Here is a 19798-nt window from a genome sequence, read left to right as displayed (position 1 = left end):
CACGATCCCCACCATGTCCGCCTCGATCAAGACCCTGCTCACGCCGCGCGAAAGCGACATCGGCAACCTCGTCGTGCGCCGCGTGCTGCCGGCGCGCGCCGCCCGCCTCGTCGGCCCGTTCATCTTCTTCGACGAGATGGGGCCGGCCGTGCTGCCGGCCGGCAGCGGCATCGATGTACTGCCGCATCCGCACATCGGCCTCGCGACCGTCACCTACCTGTTCGACGGTTCGCTGATGCACCACGACAGCCTCGGCTTCCGGCAGAAGATCGTGCCGGGCGACGTGAACTGGATGACCGCCGGCCGCGGCATCGTGCACTCGGAGCGCTCGCCCGACGAAGACCGGCCGCGCGATCAGCCGGTCCACGGGATCCAGACCTGGGTCGCGCTGCCGGTCGAGCATGAAGACACCGCGCCCGCGTTCGTCCATCATGCGGCCGACACGCTGCCGTCGTTCAGGCGCGACGGTGCGAGCGTGCGCGTGATAGCGGGCACCGCGTTCGGGCTCACGTCGCCGGTCGCCGTGTTCTCGCCCACGCTCTATGCCTATGCGGAATTCGCGGCAGGCGGCACGCTGGCGCTCGATGCGGAACATGAGGAGCGCGGCGTGTATCTCGTCGACGGCGATCTCTCGATCGACGGTACGCCGCTCACGGCCGCGACGATGGCCGTGCTGGAGCCGGGCGCGACCGTGGCGCTGGCGAGCACGAACGGCGCACGCGTGATGCTGCTCGGCGGCGCGCATCTGCCGGGCGAGCGGTTCATCGAATGGAATTTCGTGTCGAGCGCGCGCGCGAAGATCGATGCGGCCCGTGCGGCGTGGGCCGATCAGACCTTCGGCAAGGTGCCGGGCGAAGAAAACGAGTGGACGCGCCAGCCGGAACGCAAGGCGCAGTAACGTAACGAGGCGCAGCAAGCGGGTTCGCCCGCAGGCAAGCAACGCAACGGCCGGCCCACATGCCGGCCGTTGTGCGTTTACCGCTTCAAACCCATCAGCTTCGCGAGCGTCGGCCAGCGGTCGAGCGATTCGATGAACGCGCGGCGCGCCTGCTCGTCGACGTAGCGCTCGGGATCGAGCGCGGGCAGATGCCGCGCGAGGCCGAGCACGTCGTTCGGTTGCGACAGGCGATCATCGTCGCTGTCGGCGGGGAGAATTACTGTTCGTCGATCCATACGCCATCCGGAGTTTTCACCGAGTAGCCCGCGGCCGCCTGCATCGTCACCGTGCCCTCGTTCTCGCCCACCATCCGCGTGCGCGGCAGGTCGGCCGCGTACTGCGCGAGCGTCGTGCCCGGCTTGAACGGGCTGTTCGACACGAGGTTCGACAGCAGTTGCGCGAGCGCGAGGAAGCTGGTCGGCTGGTCGATCACGGTCGTCGCGCCGTGGTTGCCGGCAAAGCCGACGAGCCGCACGCCGACCGGCCCGTGCACGATGCGCGGCGTCGGAATCTCGCGCAGCCCCGCGACCTGGTTCTTGTCGCCGCGCAGCGCGGCGCCGTGCTCGGGCACGAACACGATCACCGCGCGGCGGCCCGACTGCGCGATCAGGTCGGCCAGGTGATCGAAATCGTCCATCAGCTTCGTCACGCGCTGCGGATACGAGTCGATGCTCGTCAGCGCGCTGCCGACGACGCGGTTGCCGTCGTGCAGGCTGATCGTGTTGTAGTACAGCGCGACCGGGCCGGGCACCGACGCGCGCTGCGCGTACCAGTTCGCGAGCGTCGCGTAGTCGCTCTTGATCTCCGAGCCGTCGAACGCGTGCATCGCGACGGGCGCGGCCGCGTTCGACACCGGCGGCGCGTCGGGCACGCCGATGTTGTCGTGAATCACCTGCAGGAAGTTGTCGAAGTGACCGTCGTGGTTCAGCAGCGACTGCACCTTGTAGCCCGCGCTCGCCAGTTGCGAGAACAGGTAGCACTGCTGCGGCGCGGGCTTGTACAGGTCCGCATGCGCCTCCTGCCCGCAGCTCGCGCGCAGCACGCGAATCGCGGCCGGGCCGCTGTAGCTCGCGGCCGTGCTGAAGTTGTTGAACAGGTAGTCGAAGTGACTCAGCATCGGATGGTTGCGCACCTTCGCGGCGTCGAGGTCGTCCCACGACAGCGAGCAGATGTGCAGCACGATCACGTCGAACTGCGCGGCCGGATCGTTGCCGAGATGGCCGAACGCGACCTGGCGCTGCGATTCCTGCGTGCGGAACGTCGCGAGCGCGGCGTTGTGATCCTCCGGCTGGCCGGCGAGCGTCGTGCCCGTCGCGTTCGCCTGCTGCGGAAGCGGCGCGACGACGCGCGCCATCAGCCCGCTGCCGGCCTGCCACAGCGGCATCACGATCAGCACGGCCAGCACGAACGTCGCGACGCGCAGCCAGCGATTGACGATGAAGTAGACGATCAGCGCGCCGGCCACCGTCAGCAGCAGCACCGGCGGCAGCAGGCGCGGCAGCAGCTCCATCCAGTACTCGAGGCGGAACGTGCTCACTTCGCGCGCGGCCTCGGCGAGCCGGGCGAGCGGCGGTGCATGCATCTCGCGCGCGAGCAGCGGCACCGCGATCGCGATCGCCACGACCTGCCGGACGATGCGCCACGCGCGCCGCCGGATCGGTGCGCTCGCCGCGAGCGCCACCGCGAACGCGAGGTTCGCGAGCCAGATCGGCTGCAGGTGCCCGGTCGCGAACAGAGCGAACTTCAGGATGAAATACAGATTCCAGAACGTCATCTAACCCACTCCATGATGAGCGCCGCGTCAGTCGCGCGCCCGATCGAGTTTCGGCGCCAGCATGGCCAGCAGGCCGCGCGCCGCACCCTTCCACATCCGTACGTTGCCGTCGAGGCCGATCCGCAACACTTCCTTCAGCCCGCCGAGCGGCGTGTCGACCCGCTGGCCTTCGTGCCAGTCGAGCCAAGCATCCGCGCGGCCGAACGTGCATTGCACCAGCTGGCGCTCCTGTTCGAGCGTGAGTTCGTCGAAGCTCACGCCGACATGGGTCGGCGTCACGCGGCTCACGCGCACCGGGAACGGGAACGGCCGGTCGCCGCGCGTCACGCACACCGTCAGCGTGTCGCCGACGGCAAGCGGGAGCCCCGGCACCGCTTCGAGGCCGAGGCCGCCGGTCGAGTAGTCGCTCGTGAAGCACGCGGCCGTCGAGCCGTCGGCGAGCAGCAGCATGGCCGGCACGCGCATCGCGATCCGGTGCGTGACGCGCACCTGCTTGGTTTCGCGCGCCACGGCCAGCGCCGCGCCGAGCATCGCGAGGTTGTACACGGTCCAGCCGAGCGTGATCAGGATCGTCGATGCCTCGTCGCCCTGGTCGACCGCGAGCCGCCACAGGCCGGCGAGGATCGCGAGCACGTTCAGCCCGAACAGCACCAGGTACGGCTTCGACGTCGACCAGTCGACGTAGCCTTCGTCGATCTTGCCGCCCTTGTCGGTCACATTGAACTTGCCGTGCTTCGGACTGAAGAACGCGACGGTGGTCGGCAGCGCGATGTACCACGCGAGCACCGACTCGTAGACTTCGGCCCAGAACGAATGGCGGTAGCGCCCCTGCATCCGCGAGTTCGCGACGTTCGCGAGCACGAGATACGGGATCACGTAGCTCGCGAGCGCGAGCGCCGATGCGTTGATGAAGTACAGGTGGAAGAACAGGTACGCGAGCGGGATCGTCAGGAACACCAGCCGCGGGATCCCGTAGAAGAAGTGCAGCATCGCGTTGCCGTAGCAGATCCGCTGGATGAGGCCGAGCCCGCGCCCGAGGAACGGGTTGTCGATGCGGAAGATCTGCGCCATCCCGCGCGCCCAGCGCGTGCGCTGCTTCACGTGACCCGCGAGGCTTTCGGTCGCGAGGCCGGCCGCCTGCACGGTCGGCAGGTACGCCGACGTATAGCCGCGCCGGTGCAGCTTGAGCGCCGTGTGCGCATCCTCGGTCACGGTCTCGACCGCGACGCCGCCCACCTCTTCCAGCGCGCTGCGCTTGAGCACCGCGCATGAACCGCAGAAGAACGTCGCGTTCCACAGGTCGTTGCCCGACTGCACGAGGCCGTAGAACAGGTTGCCCTCGTTCGGGATCTCGCGGAACGTGCCGAGGTTGCGCTCGAACGGATCGGGCGAGAAGAAATGGTGCGGCGTCTGCACGAGCGCGCACTTCGGGTCGCGCAGGAACACGCCCATCGTCGTCTGCAGGAACGAACGCGTCGGCACGTGATCGCAGTCGAAGATCGCGATGTATTCGCCATGCGTCTTCGGCAACGCGCGGTTGATGTTGCCGGCTTTCGCGTGGCGGTTGTCGTCGCGCGTCACGTAGTCGATGCCGGCCTCGCGCGCGAACGCCTCGAATTCGGGGCGCTTGCCGTCGTCGAGCAGATACACGCGCAGCTTCGCGCTCGGCCAGTCGATGCTCTGCGCGGCAAAGACGGTCGGCTTCACGACCGACAGCGGCTCGTTGTAGGTCGGGATGTAGATGTCGACGGTCGGCCAGGTGTCGGGATCGTCGGGCAGCGGCACGATCGGCCGGTCGAGCGGCCACGCGGTCTGCACGAAGCCGAGCAGCAGGATCATCCACGTATAGGCTTCCGCGCCGTACAGCAGGTAGCCGGCGACGGCCTCGACCGGGCTGCGGAAATCGAGCGTCTGCGTGGTGCGCCACCACACGTAGCGTACCGTCGCGAGCAGTGCGAGCGACGCGAGCGCGAGCGTCGGCAGATGGCCCGGCAGGCGGCGCAGCGCGAGCGCCAGCACCGCGACGATCGCGAAGAACGCGAACTGTGCGCCCGGCATCAGCGGCGACATCCCGGCCGCGGCCCACAGCAGCGCGCCGGCGACCAGCAGCAGCGGCGCGAGCCAGCGATGCCGGCCGACGCCGTTCGCATGCGCATCGAGCCAGCCGCCCCAGCGCACCCACGGCAGGCGCGCGAGCATCGCATCGATGCGTCGGCCGACCGCGCGCCCGGCCACGTATACCGGCACGACATACTTGTCGAACCACGCGAGCGGATCGCGCGCGGGCCGGCCGTCCGCCGCACGCGGCGCACGCACGATCGCGCGCCACAGCCATTCGCGCGGGCTGAGCGGCTGCAGCACGCCCCACTCCTGCGCGAGCCGCAGGGACGCGACGCGCACCCAGCGGCGCACGTGATCCGGCCGGCCCGGCGGCGGCGCATGGAAGAACAGCCGCACGACCCAGTCGACCAGCGTGCGTTGCGCCGGCAATCCGATGCCGCGTGCGAGCCAGTCGGCCGCACGACGGCCGAGCGCACGCAGGCGCAGCGCGAAGCCTGCGTTCATCGCGCCGCTCCGCGGCGACCGGCGACGCCGGCCGCCAGCCACGTATCGACCCAGTTCGCGACGCCGTTCAGGTCGTGCGACGCCTGCGAATACGGCGCGTCGTCGAAGATCCAGCTGCCGCGCGCGAGCGCTTCGGGCACGGCCGCATCGACGTGGATGCGCTGCTCGAGCATCGACGCCGGCCCCGCGACCGCGCGCAGCATGCCGAGCGCGTCGCGCTGCATGTCGCGCGCCGGATTCAGCCGGTTCACGACGATCTGCAGTTCGCCGCCGCCGGCGCGCAGCGCACCGAGCCGCGCAGCCGTCGTCGCACACGCGGTCGGCTCGGGCGGCACGACGACGAGCGTCAGGTCCGCGCGGCGAATCGCCTGTTCGGCCTGCGTCGACGGATAGCGCGCGGTGTCGATCAGCACGACACCGTCGGCCGGCAGCCCGATCTCGTCGAGCGCGCGCGACAGCCACGCGGGATCGGCCCGGGAGCCGCGCATCGCACGCGGCGGCGCCGGCCGCATCGACCCGCCCGTACGGGACGAACAGCACGCCGTCAGCGTTGCGCCAGGTATGCGCATGCCACGGCTCGCCGCCGCCGAGCACACTCTGCGCGAGGCCATGCTCGGCCAGCGAGTCGAGGCCGAGCGTCGCGCCCATCAGGTTCTGTGCATCGAATTCGATGGCGACGACCGGCCGGCCGCGGCGCGCGAGCAGCACCGCGAGCGCGGCCGTGAGCGTCGTGCGGCCTGCGCCGCCCGTCGTCGACGTAATGGCGATCGTCTTCATCGGGCCGCCTCGCTACCGCGCTCGCCGCGCTCCGCATCGGGCAGCAGCCGTCCGCGCAGCGCGACCGGCACGAGTTCGCAGGGCACCGCGTCACGGCGGTCGATGCCGCGCGGCGCATGAAAACCGCGGCCGATGCCGAGGTGCTGCGCGACGATCCATACCGGCACCGCGATCACGATGCCGACGATGAAACCGATGACGATTTCGGCAATCATGCGACTCCCTCCTTGCGCAGCGGCATCGCGCTGCGGACGGCGCTGCGCTTGCGCGCGGCGGGAATGACGGGCTCCGGCGCCGATGCATCGACAGCCGCGGCCGTCGGTGTCGCACCGATCGCCTCGAGCGCGACGATCGTATCGATCGCGTCGATCGCGCTGCTCACTTCGCTCGCGTCGGGCAACGCCGCGCCGAGGTCGGTGCGCGCGGGCGATGTACGCGTCGCGCCCGCCGGCTGCGTGGCCGCGAACAGGTCACTGTAGTCGGCGATCGGCGCGCGCCGGTTCTCCGCCTTCAGCGCATTGAGCTCGGTGTCGATGCTGCCGTGCCCGAGGCATACGACGCGGTCGGACAGCGTGTCGACCGGCACGTCGAAGATGCGCGCGAGCGCGTCCTCCGCATCGGCCGGTTCGCATGCGAACAGGAACACGTACAGGTGCGCGGCATCGGCCGTCACGACGTCGCCTGCGCGGCGCGGCTTGCAATGCCGCAGCGCGTCGACGTGCGACACGCCCGGCAGCAGCGCGATCTTCGCGAGCGTGTGCGGCAGCGCGAGCACGGCGCCGCGATCGAGCACCGCGCGAATCCGCAGGCAGAACGCGCCGACCGGCAGGTAGCCGAGCACCGAATCGCCGAGCGCGGCCGCGAGCGCCGCACGATAGTCGGCCGCGACGGGCCGCGCATAGAGCTGGCCGCGCAACGCGTGCACGGCGGCCTGCATGCGCGACACCGGCAAATCGCGCGCGACGACGCGGCTCGCGCCGACGCTCAGCACGAGCACCTCGAACTGCTGGCGCAGCACTTCGCCGCGCTCGACGACCGCGATCTTCAGCGCACCGCCGCACTGCCGGCGCAGCGCGTGAACCTCTGCGCACAGCGCTTCGAGCTGCGCATGCGAGCGGAACACGAGCACCGCGGTTGCCGCCTGCGCATGCGCGCACGCGGCGACGACGGCCGCGTTGTCTTCGACGATCTCCCAGCCGTCCGGCGCACGGTTCGTGCCTTCGAGCACCGCGCGGCTGACGACGACGCGATCCTCGTCGCTCGCGATCTTCATCCGGTGCGCGGGCTCGGTCGCGCCGCCGTCGACGTTCGCCGACAGACGGCCGCCCGGCGCGAAGCGCAGCGGCCGCACTTCACCGGCCGCAAGCGTGTCGCCCGCCCGCCAGAAATCGACGACCCACAGCAGCTCGCCGTGCGTGCGCTGCAACTGCGCGACGCCCGAGCAGATACCGTGGAAACCGCTGCGCGGCGTGCGATCCGCATCGCGGACGAGCGGCGCATCGTCGGAGCGCGCTTCACCGCCCGCACGGGTCGCTTCGGGATCGAGCAGCAGCACCAGCGCGATCCGGCGCGTGCGGCACCAGTCGGCGAGTGCGTGCGCCTCGTCGGCAAGCGCGATCGGGTCGTCCCAGCTGAACCAGCGCTGCGCGCCCTCGATGAAATACAGCGAGCGCGCGCGAAAACCGTAGCGCTTCAGCGCGCGCAGGCCGCCGGTCAGCCGTGCGAACGGACCCGGCGCCGCGCGGCGCGGTGCGTCGGCAATCACGCCGGCGTCGGCACCGTCGCCGCCGGCCGGCTCGGTCACCGGCGGCATCGCCAGCACGTTCAGGTTGCGCGGCCAGCCGGCCGGCTGCGCGCCGCCTGCAAAGCCGCGCGCCTGCATCTGTTCGGCGACGTGCGCCGCGTCGCGTGCGAGCACGACCGTCACGTCGCGCGTGCGCGCCTGTCGCGCGCTCTCCCACACGAGCGCGTCGCAGGCCGGCGTGCCGCCGGCCGCGTAGATTGCGTACAGGCCGCCGGCTTCCAGTTGCGTCCACGTATCGGGCAAGCCGTCGATCGCGAGCCGGCTCACCGTGCCGGCGCGGCCGCCGGCCGGCCCCGTGCCCAGCAGCACACGCAGGCGGCCCAGCAGGCCGGCGGCGCCGAGCGCGGGACGAGTGGCATCGAGTTCCGTATTCACGGCGTTCCCCTGGTAACCTAGTAATCCGAATAAAGCCGCACCGGCGTCGGCGTGACGAGCCAGCTGCGTTGCGCGCGCGCGTCGAACGCATAGCGCAGGTACACGAGCGCCGAACTCGGCGCGTAGTCGTGCGACCGGTCGACCTTCAGCTGTGCGCCCACGCTCAGGTGCGGGTTCACGCGGTACTCGACGATCCCGTTGATCCCGTACGAGAACGACACGCCGCGCGTCGAGCTGCCCGCGTACACGAACCCGGCCGCCACCTGCGCGGCCCGCTGGTCCGCCGACATCGGGTAATACAGCGAATCCTTCTCGTAGCTGTTCGAGATCCCGCCCGTGACGGTGAGGTCCCACGACAGCGCATCGTGCCGCCCCGCCCATTCGATCGGCACGCCGAGCGACAGGTAGCGTTGCGGGCTGTAGTAGCCGCCCTGCCCGTACGTGTAGTAGCGCAGGTTCTCCGCGTAGTGCCACGCGTTGCCGACGAGCCCGGTGCTGACCTTCATCGTCGCGCGCTCGTACACGGGCACCGTGAAGCCCGTGCGCAGCGTGACTTCCGCGTTGCGTTCGACGTTGCGGCCGGACAGCACGCCCGCGCCGAGTTCCGCGAACAGGTTCGTGCGGCCGACGTCGACCGACGCGCGCAGGTTCACGCCATCGCGGCGCACGCCGCCCCAGACCGCACCCGTCCATGGGTCGCGCATCCCCGAGTACGACAGCACGCTGCTCGTTTCCGGCCGCCGCGACGCATTCGCCGAGAAGCTGGCCGGGCCCGCGTCGAAGCGATAGCGCACGCCGCCGACCAGGTAATGCACGGGGAAACCGAGCGGCGACGTGCCGAGATCGAAGCGCCATGCGTCCGTCAGATAGCCGGCGCCGAGCGCGACGCCGGTGGCCGTCTGGTGCAGCGAGCCCGGCGGATTCGCGATCGATGCGGGGGTCAGCGCGTTCTGCGCCTTGAGCGCCGCGTAGCTGCCGAACGTGCTGAGCGAATACGCGTTCGGGTTGCTCGTGTCGAGCGTGCCCGGGTCGAGATGCACGGTATCGATCTGCGCGAACACGTGCCCGTCGTAGCGGATCGGCATCTGGATGTAGATCGGCACCTGCTGCGCGCGATACGACGAGATGCCTTCGTCGCCCGACTTGTATGCGGGCATCCAGCCGGTTTCGATCTCGGGATTGCGCCGCTGCTGGAGATCCGCGAACGCGGCCTGTGCGGGCGTCAGTCCATCACGGCCCGGGCTCACGCCCGTCGCGCGCTCCTGCGCCTGCGACATCCGGTACAGCGACGCCGCATCGTCATAGCGCCCCTGCGCCTCGGCCACGCGGCCGGCCGCGACCGTCACATCGGGGCGCGACGGATACGCGGCATGCAGCCGGTCGGTCACCTGCCCGGCTTCGTCCGGACGCCGCAGCGCATTCAGGCGACGCACGGCCGACAGTTGCGTGTCGACGTCGTCGTCCGGCGTGCGGGCGAGCACCGCCTGCACGCGTGCAAGCGCCGCGGCCCGGTTGCCGCTGTCCTCGTCGATGCGGGCCAGCGCGAGCTGCGTATCCGCATCGTCCGGCATGCGCGCGACGACCGGCGCAAGCGCGGCGCGCGCCGCATCGTAATGGCCTTGCGCGCGTTCGAGATCGGCCAGTTCGAGCGCATAGCGCGTGTCCGCGTGGCCGGCCGGGCTCGCGCGATCGAGCCGCTTGCGCGCCTGCGCGTAGTCCTGCTGCGCGATCGCGTCGTCCGTCTGCCGCAGCACGAGCCGCAGCGACTGGTCCTCGATCCTCGCCGTCTGAGCGGGGGTAAGCGACGGCTCCCGGCGCAGCGTGTCGAGCCACGCGGCAAGCGCGTCGTCGCGCCCCGCGCTGCCGAGCAGGTCGCCGTAGCGCAGCCGCACGTCCGCGTCGGCTTCGCGCGGGTGCGCGGCGATCCAGTCGTGCAGCGGCGCGAGGCCGCGCTCGGGTTCGCCCGCGTCGATCCACTGCGCGCCGATCGCGGCGAGCATGTCGGGATCGTCCGGCGCACTCGCCTGCGCCTGCGCGAGCGACGCGGCAAACGCCGTGCGGTCGCCGCGCGCGAGCGCACCGCGTGCGTCGGCCAGCGCGCTTTGCGCGTCGAGCTTGCGCGCGAGCGCGCGCATCCCGTCCGAACGGTGCGCATCGTCGACTGGCGCGAGCGCGGCCTGCGCACCCGCGACGTCGTCGAGCGAATTGCGGTACAGCGCGGTTGCATAGCGCATCTCGGGCGTCGCGCCTTGCGCAAGCCCGTCGTCCATCACCGTGCGGCCGAGCTGCGGCAGCCCCATGTCGCGATAGAGGCGTGCGAGTGCGAAGCGCGTCCACGGCGCGTCCGGCGCCGCGCGCACGGCCGCTTCGTAGCGCTGCGCGGCGGGCCCGCGTTCGCCTTTGTCGGCGAGCGCACGCGCCTGGTTCGCGAGCAGGTCGGCACGCAGGCCGTCGAGCGTGCGCCGATCGTCGCGGCCCGTCACGCGGCCTTGCAGTGCGTCGAGCAGCGGGCCGATCTGGTCCGCGCGGCCGGTGTTCTCGTACAGCGTGGCCGTGCCGCGCACGGCCGCGAGGTCCGGCGAACGCGCGGCCAGCAACTCGCGCAGCAACGGCTCCGCGCGCGCCCAGTCGCGCTGCGCGAGCAACGCGTCGGCAAGCTGCAGCTTCGCGTCCGGGCTGCCCGGCTGCATCGCGAGTGCCGCGCGTGCGGCGCGTTCTTCGTCCTGCGGACGGCCTGCCGCGGCCGCCGCGCGGCCTTGTGCGAGCAGCCCCCAGAACTGCGCGGTGCGCGCGAGGCCCTGCCATTTGCCGCGCTGGTCGGTCGAAAGGGTTGCGGCGCGCGTGAACAACGTGCGCGCTTCGTCGTGCCGCCCTTCGCGCAGGCGCAGCAGGCCAAGCCCGCCGATCGCGTCGGCGTCGTCCGCCCGCGTCCGCGCGGCGCGCGTGAGCAGCGGATCGGCGCCGGCCAGGTCGCCGCGCGCGAGCGCCTGCAGGCCGCGCTGCTGCGCGATGTAGTCGGGATTGCGTTCGAGCTGGCGCTGCGCGTCGCGCTGGCGATCCAGTTCCGCGACGCGATCGACGAATTCGGTATCGTCCGGCACGAGCACGAGATAGGCATGCAGCGCGTCGAGATACGCGGGATCGCTGCCGGCCGACTGCAGCACGCGCCGCCACAGCGCCATCGCCTCCGTATGATCGGCGTCGGCGCGCTTCGCGAGCGCCCAGGCGATCCGGTTCGCCTCCGGCCGCGTGTCGGGGCGCTGGTTCAAAAGCCGCGCGAGCGCCATCGTCGCGCTCGTGTCCTTCGGATCGGCCGCGACCGCGCGGCGCAGCGCGGCGATCGCCGGCTCGCGTCCGCCCGGCGCATTCGACACGATCTGGTAGTACTCGGCGCCGAGTGCACCCGACGGCGCGCCGTTCGGAAACAGCGCGACGATCCGCCGGGCTGCCTCGTCGGCGCGGCCGCTGCGCGCGAGCAGGCGAATCTGCGCCATCTCGCCGCGCCCGCTCGTCGCGACGCGGTACTCGTCAGCCACCCGCCGCGTGGCGGGCGCATTCGGCGACTGCGCCTGCAGGCGCGCGAGCGACGCCTGCGCGCCTTTCGCGTCGCCGAGCCGCAGCAGCACGCGCACCTGTTCGGCCAGCAGTTCGGGATCGCCCGGCGCGATCAGCAGCCCCTTGCGCAAGGCATCGCGCGCGAGGTCGTCACGATGCTTGGCGCCCCACATCCGCGCGGTGTCGAGCTGACGCTGCGCATCGGCGGACGCGGCAGTCGCCGGCGCCGCGGAGTTCGCCATCGTCGCTTCCGCGGCGGTGCCCGGCGCCGCCGCGCACACCGACGACGCAAGCCACGCGAATCCCGCGACGTGCGGCGCGGCGCGCTTCAGCGGGCGGCGCACGAGCGGCCTCCCCAGCGGGCGTCGAGCGTGCCGTCCGCGCCGAACCGGTAGCGCCCGTCGCGCCAGCCGAGCCCGAACAGCGTCAGCACGCTCGTGTAGTAACCGGGCGGCGATTGGCGCGCGAGCGTATCGACACGCGCCGCCTGAGCATCCGCGAGCGCGCGCTGGCCGCGTGCGTCGAGGAACGGCACGGCCGCCGCCGAGAACCCGCCGTTGCCGTCGTTCGGCCCGGCGACGCCGGTTGTCGTGTCGACCCTCTCCGGCGGCGCGCCATGCGCGGCAATGTAGTCGGCGAACGGCGCAAAACGCGCGAGCAGCGGCGCGGCGAGCGGATCGGCGCGGTCGAGCATGCCGGCCCACAGATACACGCGGATCGCGTTGTACGCGCTCTCCGCATGCGTGTCGCGATCGGGCCCGAAACCCGTGCCCGCGCGATACAGCGCCCAATCCGGCGAGAAGCCTTTCGGTGCGGTGTCGAGCAGCACGCGGCCGGTGCTGGCGGCGAGCGCGGCCCAGCGCTTGTCGTCGGGCAGGCGCGCGCCGAGCGCACGGATCACCTGCGGCGGCGAATAGCTCGGGTTCACGCGCCACTGGCCGTCTGCGACCTTGAACCCCGTCGGCCCGGGCAGCAGCGTGAGGCCGAGGCCCGGCACGGTCGCCGTCTCGACGTCGAGCACGCGCTTCGCGAGCAGCGTGCCGCGCGCCGTGTAGCTGCGTTCGTGCCACAGCCGCCCGGCCTCGACGAGCGCATACGCGATCCACAGGTCGGCGTCCGACGCCGCGTTCGCGTCGAGCACGCGCCACGCGCCGTCGGGCGCGCGGCCCCACAGCCACGCGGGCAGGTGCGCGCTCAGGTCGCCCTGCGCGAGATTGTTCTCGGTCCATGCGAGGATCGTGTCGAACATGCGCCGGTCGTTCGCGACCAGCGCGAAGAAAAGTCCATACGCCTGCCCCTCCGATACCGTGCGTGAATCGTCCGAGCCGACGTCGATCACGCGACCGTCGGCCGAGATGAAATCGCGCTTGAACGCGTCCCAGCGCGGCCACGCCGTGCCGCATCCCGCGTCGGCCGCACCGGCTCCCGCGGCCTGTGCGCGCGTGGCCATCCCGGCCGCCGCGCACGTCATCGCCACCGCCAGCGCGAGTGCCGCGCCGACGCGCCGCGCCGGCCGCATTGCCCGTCGCTTCGCCATTGCCCGCGCCATCCGTTACATCCCCCGTCGACGCGCGGCGATTCTCTGCAGCACGCTGAACACGCCGAGCGCGAGCAGCAGCCCCGCCACGACGCCGACCGCGCCCAGCACGACCGGATGCCGCGCCGCCTGCGTCCACACGCGTGCATACCACGGCACGAACCCGACCACGTAAGGCTCGCCGACGCGCAGGCTGTCGACCTGCCCCGGCCGCACCAGTGCCAGGTCGCCCTGCAGCTGCGACACGAGCCCGGCGTTCTCGAACACGTCGAGCAGATCGCCGAGGCGCGGCTGGTCGGTCGCCGTCAGCGCGACGACACTGCGCCCCCGGCTGCCCGGCAGCTCGAACCCGGCAAGCGCCGCCAGCGAGCCCGTCTGCTCGATATGCGCGCCGCCTTCGGTCAGGCCGACGCCGTTGCGCCAGCGCTCCTTCACCGAGAAGGCAACCCGCGCGGCGCCTTCGCCGCCCGCGCTGCCCTGCTCGCCGATCACGAGCGGCAGCGCCGAGCGCCAGTGCGCGAGCAGCGGCGACGCGGGCGAGCCGTCGATCACGAGCAGGTCCTTGCTGCCCGACAGCGCGGCGACGTCGCCGGGCCGCGCGACCTGCACGCGCAGGGCCGGGAAGCCGGTCCATTCGCCCATGTGGCCGAGCATCGTCAGGTAGGCCTCGAGCTCCTGCTTCGACGGCCGGTCAGGCATCACGACGGCCGTCTGCGACAGGTCGGCGAAGCGCGTGAACGGGAAGCCGCTGTTCGCGAAGAACGCGAGGTTCGGCAATTGCGCGTAATGGACGAAGTGGGAGAAATCGATCGTCGAATCGGGGTCGATCGCCGCACGTTGCGGCTCGGTCGCGGTGCTCGAGCACAGGCCCGTCTTCTGCGAGTCGAGCGTGAAGCGGAACTGCAGCTGGTTGCCGCTGCCGACCCGGAACGCCGGAATGTCGACGTCGCTCGTCACGCGCCCTTCGGGCACCGACAGCAACGGCAGCTGCATGCGGCCGTGCGCGTCCTCGGCATTGGCCGGCCCGAGCCGGTACGACTTCACGAGCTGGTCGTTGATCTCGACGGCAAGCGTCGAGTTGTCCTGCACCGTCGGCGCCGTGTAGCGGTAGCGCAGCGTGATCGGCACGCCCGCGCCGTTCCACGAATGCAGGTCGGACGGCACGCGCAGGTTCAGGCGAATGGCGTCGGGCGACGTGCCGCGCACTTCCAGCTCGCGCGCATCGGATACGAGTTCGCGGAACGTGATCGGCCGGTTCACCGGCAGCCAGCGCGGCGCGTCGTACGGCTTGCGCGGCGCGCCGAGATCGACGTGCGCGACCGCCGCCGACGGCCCCGACAGCGCCATGCGGCCCAACACGAGCGTCGCGACCGCATCGTCGACCTCGGCCGCCGTGCGGCCCGTGACGACGAGCAGCTTGCGCCCCGGCGCGGCCGGGTTGTCGGCCACCGCGAGCAGCGGGCCGTTGATCGACGGTAGCGCGAGGCCGGCCGGCAGCATCGCGGCCGTGCCGATCACCACCGCCTGGTCGTCGGCCGGCAGCCCGGACGATACCGGGAAGCGCGCATGCCGGTAGTCGGCCAGCGCGCCGAACCACGACGCGAGCACGCCCGCGCTGCGCAGCGTCGCCGAATCGGGCGATGCCGGCAGCACGAACGGCAGCCGCACGCGGCCGTTGTCGCGCCGGTCGAAGAACGGCGCGGGCAGCAGCGCGAGATCGTTCGGCAGGCGGACCGGCGATTCGTCGAGGATCAGCTCGCTCTTCGGGCTCACGTCGGCCCACAACGCCGAGTTGGCCGGATCCTCGCAATGGTCGAGCGTGTAGTGCGCGATCAGGCGCAAGCCGATCTGGTTGAAATCCGAGAAGTAGCGGGGATCGATCGGGATTTCCTGCGTGACCGTGCGGCCCGCCTGCGCGGCGTCGAACGGGACGGTCGCGACAACCTCGCCGTTCACCGACACCTTCAGGTGCGACATCGGGAACACCAGCGACGGCGAATACGCGTAGGTCAGGCGCAGCCGCGCGCCGGTGACCACGCGATCGAGCCGCACGCCCGCGTTGATCGTGCGTGCGTCGTCGGCGCCGCGCAGGCGCAGCGGATCGAACGCGCCGAGCGACGCGAACGGCAGGCGCACCGTCGTCGCCGGCAGGCCGGCCGCGGTCGCGCTGGCCGCCGCAGGCGTGGCCGCGAGCACCGGCGCGGGTGCAGCGCCGGATGCCGCAGCGACCGGCACGGCCGGCATCGGCGCGGCCGACAGCACGGCGGCATGAAACGCGCCGACCATCGCGGCCGAAATGACGAGCAGCGACACGGCCGGCTTCATGCGGCACTCCGTTTCGTCTGGATCATCCGGTCGTCCGTCGCATCGAAATCGATGCACGCAAAGCAGCTATGCCCGTGAGTGAACATCCCCACTGCTTCCCCTCATATATCTATCTGGCCTGATTCATTTATCGAAACGATGCGGCGATTTCTTTAATCGCGCGTCACCGTGCTACGCGCGCCTGGCACCGGCACACGCCCATTCGTCACACTATCTCAAAAACAGGACAAAACTTACCCCGATTCGCGACGTTGAAGCGAAAAAAACCTCAATCCGGTCGGAAATGCTTCGCGAGAGGGATGAATGGCAAGAATTGCACCGTTGTCGCCCGGCGGGCCGAACGGCATACTGCCGGCGCGGATCGGCCGGCCAGCGGCGGTCCGTTGCAGACCGCCCGGCCTGAACGCGCGGCCGCGAGGCGGCGCGTATGCTACCGCAATCCCGGGCCGCCGGATGTACTTTCGTTCACGGAAAACCGACTTGAATCAAATCGTCCACACTGCCACTCCGTCCCCCGATACGCTGCTGCGCATCATCGCCGCGCAGACCGAGATCGCGAAGCTCGGCCTCGATCTCGGCAGCGTGATGGCCTATGTGGCGGAGCAGGTGCCACGGCTCACCGGCGCGAGCGCCGCCGCGGTCGAATTCGCCGAGGGCGACGACATGGTGTACCGCGCCGCGTCCGGCACGGCCGCCGGGATGCTCGGCCTGCGGCTGCGGCGCTCGGGCAGCCTGTCGGGCCTGTGCGTGCAGCAAGGCGCGTTGCTGCACTGCATCGATTCGGAAACCGACCCGCGCGTCGACCGCGACGCCTGCCGGCGGGTCGGCTTGCGCTCGATGCTCGTGATGCCGCTCACCCATGCCGACACGACCGTCGGCGTGCTGAAGGTAATGTCGCCGGAAGTCGACGGCTTTTCGCCAGCCGACGCGGGGACGCTGCGGCTGACGGCCGACCTGATCGCCGCCGCGATGTTCCACGCGGCGCGCAACGAGGCGAACGAACTGTACCTGCGCGCGACGCACGACGCGCTCACCGGCCTGCCGAACCGCGCGCTGTTCTACGACCGCCTGCGGCAGTCGATGCACACGGCGCTGCGCGCGAACGGCCGGCTCGGCATTCTCAACATCGACATGGACGGGCTGAAGCCGATCAACGACGGATTCGGCCACCGCGCGGGCGACGCGGCGCTGCGCGAGATCGCCACGCGGATGCAGGGGGCGGTGCGGCGCTCGGACACGGTCGCGCGCATCGGCGGCGACGAGTTCGCGGTGATCCTGCCGAACATCGGCAGCCGCGACGATGCGCATGCGCAAAGCACGCGGCTCGCACGCCAGGTCGGCGAACCGTTCGAATTCGAGGGGCGCCCGATGCGGCTCGGCGTCAGCGTCGGGATCGCGCTGCTGCCGGACGACGGCACCGACATGAACGCGCTGATCGAGCATGCGGACCAGGCGATGTATGAAGTGAAGCGCACGCGGTCACGGCGGACGGCGCACGCGTAACGCGTACGCGACGGCGGCTTTCTTGACGAGCCGGCGGCCGGAACGACACCCCGACCGCCCACGGCTGGCTCGAACGGGCGCTAGCCGATCTGCGGAACGGCGATCGCGAGCCCGACCACGAGCCACTGCACGATCGCGACGAGCACACCGGCGCGGCACAGCCCGACCGCACCGCGCACGCGTGCGTCGAGCGCACGTCCGGCCTTCGATGCGTCGATCCAGCCGAGATCCGTGAGCGCGCGGTCGAGCGCCGCGAGCCCGTCGTCGACCGATTCCTCGCCTGCCGCCGCACGCGCGAGCGCGGCGAACAGCCGGCGGTCGATCTCGATCCGCACCGCGTACCACAGCGCCGCGATCCCCGACCCGGTACTGACGACGGCCAGCAGCACGCGGGCGATTGTCGCCGGCGCCCAGCCCGACGCGATCCACCAGCCGACACCGGCCGCGGCCAGCGCGGCCGCGATCGCCCACGCGCCCGCATCGAGCGCGCCGCGCGCGGCGGCAATCCTGAACGGCGCGGACGGGTCGCGCATCACGCGCCTCCCGCGCCGCGACGGCGATCGATCCACTGCTGCAGCACGGCCACGCTGTCGTCCGACCACACCGCATGCGGCCGCACCGCACGCACGGCGGCCAGCGCGTCACGCGCATCGCCGAGCCCGCGTCGCGCCGCGAGCCACGCGGCCGCGCACAGCACGCTGCGCCCGTAGCCGAGCGCGCAGCAAACCAGCACGTCGCTCCCTTCCCCGTGCAGGCGTTCGAGCGCCGCGACGGCCTGCGCGAGTTGCGCGGCCGTCGGCGCGACGAGGTCGAGTTGCGGCACGCTCGCGTATGCGAGCGACGACGCATCGATCGACGCCCAGCGCGGCATTTCGGCGGTCAGGTCGACCAGTGCGGTGAAACCGTGGCGGCGCACGTCGCGCGTGGTCGGCGTGCGGCCGATCGAAACGCGTTCGTCGATCCGCACCGGCGCCGGCTGCCGGAACGTCCACAGCCGCGAATTGACGAACGCGCCGGCGATCGTCGGCGCGAGCAGCCAGCGAATGACGACCGGGAACCGACCGTGCGCGTCCTTCTGGAATGCGCCGGGCGCGCCGCGCCGGTAGATCCACGCGACACAGGCGAGCGCCACCGCGACCCACCCTGCCGCCAGCGCCCAGCCGGGTGCGCGCGGCACGCACCCGAGCGCCACGAGCGCGACCGCTGCCGCGCCAAGCGCATAGCGGCGCGCGAGCGCGCGGCCGGCCGCGCCGGGCGATGCATCGGCGCCTGGCAGCCGGCCCGCGGCATCGCGCAGCGGAAACAGGAACAGCGCGAGACAGCCGACGGCCGCGCCGGTCGGCACGTCGATCGCGTGATGCTGGTAGGTGGTCAGCACCGACACGCCGATCGCCGCGAACCACAGGTGCAGCACGACCCGCGCGAGCGTGCCGCGCAGGTGCTTCGCATAGACGGCCCACAGCACGACGAGCAGCCCGATGTGCAGCGACGGCGCCTGGTTGAACGGCTTGTCGAAGCCCATCAGCAGCGTGAACAGCGCACCGGCCACGCCGCCTGCGTCGGGCCGCTCGAACCCGAAGCGCAGCGGCCACGCGATGAAGCACGCGACCGAAATCAGTTGCACGGTCAACAGCCGCTTCACGTGATCGAGCAGCTCGGCGCGGCGCGTCCAGAAGAAGAACGACAGCGCATACAGCAGGTCGATCGACCAGTACGGCACGATCGTCCACGGCACGAACGGGATCGCATGCTCCCAGCCGAACGCGAAGGTCGGCACCGCCGCGCGGCGCGCGGCGAGCCAGTTCGCGAAGCCGTAGGTCGAGAAGAACACGGCCCCCATCACCGCGAGCCAGCCGAAGCGCAGCGCGAACGACGCGTCGCGTGCGCCGGCCGCCGAGGCCGGTTCGGCGAGGCCGCTCGCGCCGCCGCCGAGCGCGCTCATGACGCGTCGACCCGCTGCGCGAGGCTGACCGTGAAGATGCCCATTTCGTCGATCCGCTGGTCGAGCTTGCGGAAGCCCGCGCGCGCGACGAGCTCGTCCATCTCGGCCTGCGAGCGGCGGCGCATCACCCAGGTCGCTTCGCCGCGGTGGTTGTTCAGCGCACGTGCAATGAACTCGAGCTGCGGATGCCACGGCTGCCCCGTATAGACGAGATAGCCGCCCGGCGGCACGGCCTGCGCGAGCCCGCGCAGCGAGCGTTCGATCAGCGCGTTCTCGCCGAACAGTTCGTAGAGGCCCGACACGATCGCGAGCGTCGGACGCGGCTCGAGCGTCGCGAGCGACGCCTCGTCGAACGCGTCGCCGCGCTCGAAGCGTGCGATCGGCTCGAGGCCGCGCTGCGCGATCAGCACGCGCCCGGCCTCGACGTTCGGCGGGCTGTAGTCGCGCAACGTAATGTCGTCGGGCGCCGCGCCGTCGCGTTCGGCGGCAGACGCGATCGCGTCGAGCACGTAGCGCCCGTGCCCGGCCGCGATGTCGACGATCCGCACCGGCGCGCCGTGGCCGCGCAGGCGGCCGATCGCCGCGCCGATCAGTTCCTGCAGATGCACCTTGCGCTGGCGGATGCCGACCCAGCCCGGCGAATCGAGATAGGTGCGATCGATCAGCGCGCCGATGCCGAGCCGCCCCTGCGCGCGGTTGCGATA

At 71.5% G+C, this 19798-nt stretch carries 13 protein-coding genes and 1 pseudogene; 2 read left to right on the top strand and 12 right to left on the bottom strand.

The window, feature by feature from the left end:
* The first annotated feature begins 13 nt into the window (after positions 1-13).
* Positions 14-898 carry a pirin family protein gene (locus FFS49_RS28015; protein WP_105816833.1) on the top strand — a complete coding sequence of 295 codons (885 nt, stop codon included), beginning with the start codon at positions 14-16 and terminating at the stop codon, positions 896-898.
* 77 nt (positions 899-975) lie between these two features.
* Here the strand turns inward: FFS49_RS28015 and FFS49_RS28010 are convergent, their stop codons facing one another.
* The 9 genes and pseudogenes from FFS49_RS28010 to bcsB all read right to left on the bottom strand — a co-directional run bounded on the left by FFS49_RS28010 (position 976) and on the right by bcsB (position 15649).
* Positions 976-1173, bottom strand: a complete 198-nt coding sequence (locus FFS49_RS28010; protein WP_046545421.1) for a hypothetical protein — start codon at positions 1171-1173, stop codon at positions 976-978.
* Positions 1155-2711, bottom strand: a complete 1557-nt coding sequence (bcsG, locus tag FFS49_RS28005; protein WP_105816834.1) for a cellulose biosynthesis protein BcsG — start codon at positions 2709-2711, stop codon at positions 1155-1157. Before bcsG ends, FFS49_RS28010 begins: the two co-directional genes overlap by 19 nt.
* Positions 2712-2738: 27 nt before the next feature.
* Complete coding sequence (gene bcsA / locus FFS49_RS28000) at positions 2739-5276, bottom strand: UDP-forming cellulose synthase catalytic subunit (RefSeq protein WP_105816879.1); 2538 nt, start codon at positions 5274-5276, stop codon at positions 2739-2741.
* Positions 5273-6053 (bottom strand): annotated as a pseudogene (gene bcsQ, locus FFS49_RS27995) (cellulose biosynthesis protein BcsQ). The gene bcsA and the pseudogene bcsQ overlap by 4 nt, the downstream one beginning before the upstream one ends.
* The gene (locus tag FFS49_RS27990) at positions 6050-6268 is read right to left on the bottom strand and encodes a hypothetical protein (RefSeq protein ID WP_039347498.1); all 219 of its coding nucleotides are present in this window, start codon (positions 6266-6268) and stop codon (positions 6050-6052) included. Before FFS49_RS27990 ends, bcsQ begins: the two are co-directional and overlap by 4 nt.
* Entirely contained in the window at positions 6265-8232 is a 1968-nt protein-coding gene (gene bcsE, locus FFS49_RS27985) for a cellulose biosynthesis protein BcsE (protein WP_105816836.1), read from the bottom strand. The genes FFS49_RS27990 and bcsE overlap by 4 nt, the downstream gene beginning before the upstream one ends.
* A 17-nt stretch (positions 8233-8249) precedes the next feature.
* Entirely contained in the window at positions 8250-12131 is a 3882-nt protein-coding gene (locus tag FFS49_RS27980) for a cellulose synthase subunit BcsC-related outer membrane protein (protein ID WP_105816837.1), read from the bottom strand.
* Positions 12116-13336: a cellulose synthase complex periplasmic endoglucanase BcsZ gene (gene bcsZ, locus FFS49_RS27975; protein ID WP_105816838.1), complete on the bottom strand. Its 1221-nt coding sequence runs from the start codon at positions 13334-13336 to the stop codon at positions 12116-12118. The genes FFS49_RS27980 and bcsZ overlap by 16 nt, the downstream gene beginning before the upstream one ends.
* 3 nt (positions 13337-13339) lie before the next feature.
* Positions 13340-15649 carry a cellulose biosynthesis cyclic di-GMP-binding regulatory protein BcsB gene (gene bcsB / locus FFS49_RS27970; protein WP_105816839.1) on the bottom strand — a complete coding sequence of 770 codons (2310 nt, stop codon included), beginning with the start codon at positions 15647-15649 and terminating at the stop codon, positions 13340-13342.
* 480 nt (positions 15650-16129) lie between these two features.
* Here bcsB and FFS49_RS27965 point away from each other — a divergent pair, with 480 nt between their 5' ends.
* Entirely contained in the window at positions 16130-17152 is a 1023-nt protein-coding gene (locus FFS49_RS27965; RefSeq protein ID WP_039347510.1) for a sensor domain-containing diguanylate cyclase, read from the top strand.
* Positions 17153-17232: 80 nt separating this feature from the next.
* Here FFS49_RS27965 and FFS49_RS27960 read toward each other — a convergent pair whose 3' ends face one another.
* The 3 genes from FFS49_RS27960 to FFS49_RS27950 all read right to left on the bottom strand — a co-directional run.
* A complete protein-coding gene (locus tag FFS49_RS27960) occupies positions 17233-17685 on the bottom strand; it encodes a hypothetical protein (RefSeq protein WP_105816840.1) in 453 nt (150 codons plus the stop codon).
* A complete protein-coding gene (locus tag FFS49_RS27955) occupies positions 17685-19094 on the bottom strand; it encodes a phosphatase PAP2/dual specificity phosphatase family protein (protein ID WP_105816841.1) in 1410 nt (469 codons plus the stop codon). The genes FFS49_RS27960 and FFS49_RS27955 overlap by 1 nt, the downstream gene beginning before the upstream one ends.
* Positions 19091-19798: class I SAM-dependent methyltransferase family protein (locus FFS49_RS27950; RefSeq protein ID WP_171026849.1), on the bottom strand; the 708-nt coding region annotated here is incomplete at its 5' end. The genes FFS49_RS27950 and FFS49_RS27955, both read right to left, overlap by 4 nt.

The sequence above is a fragment of the Burkholderia sp. 4NA327C6 genome, from assembly GCF_005502655.1.
In the GTDB taxonomy this organism is placed as follows: Bacteria; Pseudomonadota; Gammaproteobacteria; order Burkholderiales; family Burkholderiaceae; genus Burkholderia; species Burkholderia contaminans.
The sequence above is the reverse complement of the archived record's forward strand: the minus strand, read 5'-3'. Positions and strand labels throughout refer to the sequence as shown.

Bases quoted from the DNA above. Each gene is read 5' to 3' on its own strand.
- FFS49_RS28015 (WP_105816833.1), top strand. From the start codon at position 14: ATGTCCGCCTCGATCAAGACCCTGCTCACGCCGCGCGAAAGCGACATC.
- FFS49_RS28010 (WP_046545421.1), bottom strand. From the start codon at position 1,173: ATGGATCGACGAACAGTAATTCTCCCCGCCGACAGCGACGATGATCGC.
- bcsG (WP_105816834.1), bottom strand. From the start codon at position 2,711: ATGACGTTCTGGAATCTGTATTTCATCCTGAAGTTCGCTCTGTTCGCG.
- bcsA (WP_105816879.1), bottom strand. From the start codon at position 5,276: ATGAACGCAGGCTTCGCGCTGCGCCTGCGTGCGCTCGGCCGTCGTGCG.
- FFS49_RS27990 (WP_039347498.1), bottom strand. From the start codon at position 6,268: ATGATTGCCGAAATCGTCATCGGTTTCATCGTCGGCATCGTGATCGCG.
- bcsZ (WP_105816838.1), bottom strand. From the start codon at position 13,336: ATGGCGCGGGCAATGGCGAAGCGACGGGCAATGCGGCCGGCGCGGCGC.
- bcsB (WP_105816839.1), bottom strand. From the start codon at position 15,649: ATGAAGCCGGCCGTGTCGCTGCTCGTCATTTCGGCCGCGATGGTCGGC.
- FFS49_RS27960 (WP_105816840.1), bottom strand. From the start codon at position 17,685: ATGCGCGACCCGTCCGCGCCGTTCAGGATTGCCGCCGCGCGCGGCGCG.
- FFS49_RS27955 (WP_105816841.1), bottom strand. From the start codon at position 19,094: ATGAGCGCGCTCGGCGGCGGCGCGAGCGGCCTCGCCGAACCGGCCTCG.